Here is a 6000-nt window from a genome sequence, read left to right on the forward strand (position 1 = left end):
AATCGTCGCCGGCACCGTGGCCGGTTGATCAGGCCGCGGGCAGTGTGTGCAGCACGCTCGGCCGAGGCTGCCCGGCCGAGCGTGCTGCACACACAGGGCAAACAGGGCCACTCCGAGGCCTGACCCGGCCCAGTGCCGCAGCGTCAGCCTCCGCCTACCGCCCCACGGCTGTAGGTGATGGCACTCTTGCCACTAGAATTGACACCATGACTGCCATCACTTTGCGGATCCCCGACGCCATGGACAAACAACTGCGCGACGCCGCCGCCGGCGCCCCCTCCCTCAACGACTACATCGTGCGAGCCGTGCGACGTCAGATGACCCTCGATGCCGCGCGCAAGCTCGCCTCCATCGCCCCCCTCGACCTGGCAGGCGAAGGCGACGCCCTGTGATCATCCGCAAGGGCGACGTCTGGGACGTCGACACCGGGAAAGGCACGCGCACCGTTCTCGTCGTCAGCCTCGACGGACTCGCCGACGCTTACGGTGCTGTCGTCGTCCTGGTCCTGCATGCCCCGGCACAGCACCCCGACACTGCGATGAGCGTTCGTCTGACCACTCCCGTCGATGCCTCCGCCGTCGCCGTCAATCTCCTACAGCTCTCCACCCTCCGCTTCGAAACCGGCACAGCGCACGGAAACATCGGCCCCGAACAGCAAGAACTCGTCGACAACGCACTTCGCGCCGTCCTCGACCTCTGACCCCACGACCGCCATCACCGGCAGCCCAGAGGAAAAGCAGACGTCAGAGCGTCCGTCGTCCGGACGACACGGCAATGGGTCGTTTCCATAAGACCACGCCTTATGACGGTCTTCGTCAGTTTGATCCGCTTCCCCGGGATGTGCGCTTTTACGCTCAAGAGTCAAGGCTTCATCGGGTAACTGTCTGCCGACGAGGGCGTCTCCAGCCGGTTCTGAACTTCGGCACCGATACAGCGCCCGAGGGTCTGGTAAGCGTCGAATTGCTCGTGGTCGAACCACTGGTCGCTCGTGCTGTCACGGGGGAAGACCGGGTGGGCTGCCGCGTAGGAAAGCAGTTGGTACGGCAGATCGCCAGTCAGCGTCGCACGAGCGACGATCAGCCTTCCCTCTCTGCCAGTCCACGTGGTTTGGCCTTTTTCGCCCTTGATCTCCAAGTCCTTGGGATAGGTGATGGTTCCGGTGATCACGGCTGTCTTGGACAGTCGTGTGTTGATGTCCGACAGGATGCTGGGCGGCGAGAGTGGTTTGCCGCTGCCGGGGATCAGCGTCTCTGGGTGGTCCAGGGTGATGGTGACGCCGAGTTCTTCGTATGCCAGGGCGATGGCTTCGGCCAGGGTGGTGGCGAAAGGTGGTGTGTCGCCGCTGGCGTCGATGCAGATCGCCGTCCGGACGCCCTGGCGTAGCAGTTCGACGAGGCCGAGGTTTTCGTAGTGGCCGCCGTCAGTGACGAGGAGCAGGCGGTCATCCATCGGGTAGCGGCCGAAAACCTCGCGCAGCAGATAGGGCAGCCGCCGGATCGAGGGTGGAGGCGACAACCACCATGGGGCGTCGTCTGCCCATCGCTCGGCCAACGCGGAGGGGTTCGGCAGCCAGCTGCCCAGGCGAGCGTTGGACAGGGCAAAGAAGGTCTGGAAGGCGCGGGCTTGAGCGCCCATGGCCGAGGCGAACGCGGCCCCGGAGATCGCCATGGCCGACTGAACGGTCAGGTCTCGGGCGATGTGCTGCTTGGTTTGCGTCTCCAAGCACGCGGTGCAGGCGTAGCCGACATCGGGGCTTCCGACGTAGTCGCGGGAGAAGGTGAAGGACACCGCTCGCCGGCCGGGAGGCGTACGGCTGGCGCCCGAGAGGTTGGCTGCCGCGGCGAAGATGACCTGGGGGAACTTGGAACGCTTGCCGCCGTAAGTGCTGAGCGTCGTGGTCTCGGTGTCGAAGTTGTACGGCTCGGCGATCTGGACACCCGGTTGACCAGGATCCTCGCTGCGGCGGACGGCGAAGCACGAGGCAAGGCGGCGGCGATAGAAGGGGTGCAGACTCATCCAAGTCTGGTCCAGGCTGGAGCCGAGGACCAGCAGGATCCCGGGAACGGCGACCTGCGCCCACGTCGGCCAGGACCACCCGGTGGCCGTGGACCATCCCAGCAGGAGCAGGAAGCCGGCTGCCAGCAGGGCGAGCACGGCCCAGACCAGCAGGTATTGGGTGAAGCCGTTGGGGACGGCTCGGGCCAGGCCGGGTTTACCGCGGAGTAGGTCGGTGATTTTGGACAGGCCGCTGCGCAGCGTCTGACGCCGCCTCCACAGGGTGGTGATGAGCGCGATCGCATAGCTGATCAGGATGGTCGCGCCGATGCCTGCACCTGTCTGGGGGCGGCTGACTTTGAGCTGGAGTTGGAGGTGGATAGTCCACCAGGACAGCAGCGGTACGAGGATCACCGTGGTGGCCAGCGCTACGGCGAGAACGACCAGTAGACGGAAGGCTCTGGCGAAGAAGATCCCGAGTTTTTCCTTACGGGACCACGTGGTGGCGAAGAGCCAGATCAGCCAGGTGCCAGCGGCGGCGGCGAACAGGCCGAGGACGGCCCACACGGCCGGATGCCGAAAGACGGGCCGTGGAAGTGGGGTGCAGTGGTTCGGGCAGAAGCGGGTGCCGGGGGCGGCCAGGTGATTCAGGTCGGTGACCGGTACAAGGTGATAGGCCCAGCTCAGGCCAAGGCCCAGCAGGGCGGTGGCGGTACCCAGCAGGAACAGTGAGGCGAGCAGACCACGCAGCAGCACGCCGAGCGCGACGAGCCACTCCCCCGTGCCGTCGGCGACGTACTTGGAGTGCCGGCGCAGATGGTCTTCTTCGACCGAGCCGGGTTCGAAGGCGTTCCCGGTCGACGGGCCGACGCTTTCCCCCTCCTTGTCGGACAACGCCAGCTGCATGGCACCCACGGCGTAGCCGCCGCCGGAGACCGAGACCAGGTAGCTGGCCTTCGTTAGAGTTTTTCGCAGCGCCTGGAGGGCGCCCAGCGTCACGCAGGCGGACCGGATTCCGCCTCCGGAGACGCAGATGCCGGTGTCCGCGTTCTGGCGTCCGGGGGCCGTCGTACCCTCATAGCGCCAGTGCGACGGTGTCTCTTGCGGAGCGTCGTACTTGTTGTCGGGAATGGTCGGCCACGGTGTTCCGTCCGGCTCCAGAGCAACGGGCCACGACGGAACTACGGCCGGACGGTCGTTCCCATGGCGTCTTTTGCAAGTGACGGTCGCGGTAGTCGGGTCTGCCTGCGGTTGACGTCGCAGCCGTCGCCGCACAGTCGGAAGGGCTACGCGTCCAGCGCGCGACAAGGCGATGAGCCACTGGTAGAGGGCCAGGATCGTAAGCATGGCGATCAGCCACTTGAGGGCCGCCAGTCCGGCCGCCATGGCGAACCAGCCGTTTCCTGCCTGCTCCTGGCCAAGACCCAAGCCGTGTTTGATCAGGGAGTTCTCCCCCGCACCGCAGAGGCCACCCACCGCCGTCACGATCATCGCCAGCACCGCGACGTACCGTCCACGCTTGCTGGGGAAGGTGAAATAGCTCAACCAGAAGATCAACAGGAGACTGATCGTGCAGCACGCGACGAGGGTGTAATACGCCGTCAGTGCATCCTGGCAGGCAGACAGGCGTCTTTCGCAGATGGCGAAGGCCTGGTCGGCCGATCCTGCCAATTGCAGCCGGGCCAGGCCCACTCGTGGTGCCTCGGCCAGGAAATACCAAAGGCCGCCAACCGCTGGCAGGACAGCACCAACTGCCCAGAAAAACGCAGTAGTTGCTTCGATCCGGCGCTGTGGCTTCTCCGTTGAGGGCATACGAGCCACTCCTTGAAGGTGGGTCGTGCTGGGTGACGCCATGTGCTGTCGCCAACGGGGACGAGGTCGCCGAGCAGGAGGTGACGAGCCGTTCGATCGCGGCGGTACAAGCTGAGACAGCCCCTACCGCCGCGATCAAGGAACCTACGAGGAGTCGTCGTCCGATTCCGGCGCGGTCGCAGTGCGCTCCTTCTCGACCTTGGCCTCGGCGTCCAGTTGTTGCATCCGGCGGTGAACGATCTCGCGCAGGCTTTCACCGTGAGGCCCGGTCGGCGCCGCGCCACCGGGCGCAGCCGCGCCGGAGGTGAGCTGGTCGATTACTTCCTGGAGCTCGTCTGCACGGTCCTGGCCACGTTTCTCATCACCCGCCATGGTGCGCCCTCCGTCCTGGGCGGCCTGGTGCTGCTGGGCATTGTTCTACTCGCCGCCTTCCCAGGTGCCCTCGACGACAGGCTGGGACTGCAGTTCCTCGATTCGGCCGCTCCACCGGTCGGCACGAGCTGCGGTGGCTTCCTTCACCGCGGCTGTCCGGGTGAGAGCGGTGGCGAAGAGCGCCGACTGCGGACCGCTGTTGGCGATGCGCGAGATGGTCTGGGTGCGTGAGTCGATGGCGGAGCGCAGGCTGCCGGCCCGGGCGGTCAGGCGGCCCAGGTCGCGGAACACTGGCTCCTGTGTGCCGAACCAGACCTGCTGCCACCAGTGGTCGCCGACCGGGTCGTGCCAGCTGATGTACCCACCGGAAAGGATCTTGCGGGGGCCGTCGACGGCGCCGGTGAAGCTGTAGCGCACCCCTGGCGCAGCAACGGGGTCATAGAAGTTCGGGGTGAAGAAGTCCGACACCAGCAGGCCGTTGATGGTGTAGCCGTTCTCCGGGGCCTCCGACGGGTCGGCGACCTCGACCAGGAACTCCACCACGCCTTGGCCGGGCTTGGGGGACTGACCGGCGACGAGCCGGTTGCCGCCGGGGTCGCCGAGCATCTCCAGCATTTCGTGACTGGCGGTCAACGACCAGCTGTCGCTGTACTCAATCAGCGAGAGGGGCTGCCCGTTGTGGTCGAGGTGGACGCCGGCGGCTCCGGGCTGCTGGATGTCGTCCTTGACGATCATGGGCCAGTAGCCGGGTGGAACATCGTGGAGGGAGTCGAACGCGTCGACGGTGGCATGGACGTTCCAGATCGGAGCGAAGTCCCGCATCGCCTGTTTCTGCAAGGCTGCGGCCACCCGGTTGAGCTGGGAGGCGGTGATCTGGCTGGTCTGGGACACCAGGGCGAGGTTGATGACGAGCATGCCGTACTCCTGTTCTGTGAGATCCGTGCCCGGGGCTGTTGCGCCGGACGGGCAACGCGCGCAGCGTCAGGTCAGTAGTCGGGAGAGGTGTCTGCCGTAGTCGGCGGGCAGGTTGCCCTCTTGGGCGAGGGCAGAAAGAAACGCGGCGTCGGCGCCGGCCGTCAGTCCGTCCAGGACGACAGGGGCCAGAGGTGCCGCGGCCGCAGCGAGACCTACCTCCGGTCCAGTCGGTCCTGTTTCTCCGGCAGCGGTGAGCAGGGGCAGGCGCGGGCGCAGTTCGGCTCCGGTGGGGGCGAGCTCGTCGAGGGCCAGCTGCCAGCGCACGCCATCTGTCGCGAAACCTGTCAGGGGTGGAGCTCCGTCGGCGCGAGCGGCGAGCGCAGGCAGGTCAGCCAGGGCCGTGGCCAGTCGATGCGTCGCCTCGGCCAAGGACAGCCCGGCCACGATGGGGTCGGCGTTCGCGTCCTGGAGGTGGACGACGCGCTCAACCGCCCCTGCCGACGGCACGTCTTCTACGGCTGCGTGCGGGTGGATCGCCCCGACCAGGTCACGGGTGCCGTAGCGGGCTGTGCCGTCGGCCAGGCGGGCGGCTTTGAGCTCGCCCAGCATTCCCTTGCTGCCGGAGACCGACCAGTCCGAGCCCAGCCCGATGAGCACGCCGGCCTTGCGGGCGGCGGCGATGTCGGCGGTCTGCCCGTACAGCAGCAGGTTCGACAGCGGCGACCACACCATCGAGCCGCCGTGACCGGCCAGAACCTGGAAGTCCTCGGCCTTCAGGCCGGTGCAGTGGATGCCGACCAGGTTCTCGTTGATCGCCCACTGGTCGTCCTTGAGTTTCAGGGCCAGGAAGTGGTCCCGAGCCGCCTGGTCTGTGCCCTCGGCCAGGTGGAGCAGCAGTCGGTGCGG

General features: G+C 66.8%; 5 protein-coding genes and 1 pseudogene. 2 read left to right on the forward strand and 4 right to left on the reverse strand.

The genetic code is table 11. The features are described 5' to 3' along the window. Window positions 1-206 precede the first annotated feature (206 nt). Together OO70_RS46995 and OO70_RS47000 are read left to right on the forward strand one after the other, a co-directional pair. Window positions 207-392: a hypothetical protein gene (locus OO70_RS46995; protein ID WP_043686642.1), complete on the forward strand. Its 186-nt coding sequence runs from the start codon at window positions 207-209 to the stop codon at window positions 390-392. Then, window positions 389-700: a type II toxin-antitoxin system PemK/MazF family toxin gene (locus OO70_RS47000; protein WP_078651846.1), complete on the forward strand. Its 312-nt coding sequence runs from the start codon at window positions 389-391 to the stop codon at window positions 698-700. The genes OO70_RS46995 and OO70_RS47000 overlap by 4 nt, the downstream gene beginning before the upstream one ends. A gap of 161 nt (window positions 701-861) precedes the next feature. On the opposite strand, the gene OO70_RS47005 is transcribed toward OO70_RS47000, so the two are convergent. From OO70_RS47005 to OO70_RS47020, 4 genes and pseudogenes are all read right to left on the reverse strand, one after another. Further along, window positions 862-3807, reverse strand: a complete 2946-nt coding sequence (locus OO70_RS47005) for a hypothetical protein (protein WP_158711622.1) — start codon at window positions 3805-3807, stop codon at window positions 862-864. 144 nt (window positions 3808-3951) lie between these two features. Next, complete coding sequence (locus OO70_RS47010) at window positions 3952-4179, reverse strand: hypothetical protein (RefSeq protein WP_043686643.1); 228 nt, start codon at window positions 4177-4179, stop codon at window positions 3952-3954. Between the two features lie 45 nt (window positions 4180-4224). Further along, window positions 4225-5094 carry a hypothetical protein gene (locus OO70_RS47015; RefSeq protein WP_043686645.1) on the reverse strand — a complete coding sequence of 290 codons (870 nt, stop codon included), beginning with the start codon at window positions 5092-5094 and terminating at the stop codon, window positions 4225-4227. 66 nt (window positions 5095-5160) lie between these two features. Further along, window positions 5161-6000: pseudogene (locus OO70_RS47020) on the reverse strand (amidohydrolase family protein); the annotation flags it as partial.

Source organism: Streptomyces xylophagus, from assembly GCF_000716435.1.
Classification (GTDB): Bacteria; Actinomycetota; Actinomycetes; order Streptomycetales; family Streptomycetaceae; genus Streptomyces; species Streptomyces xylophagus.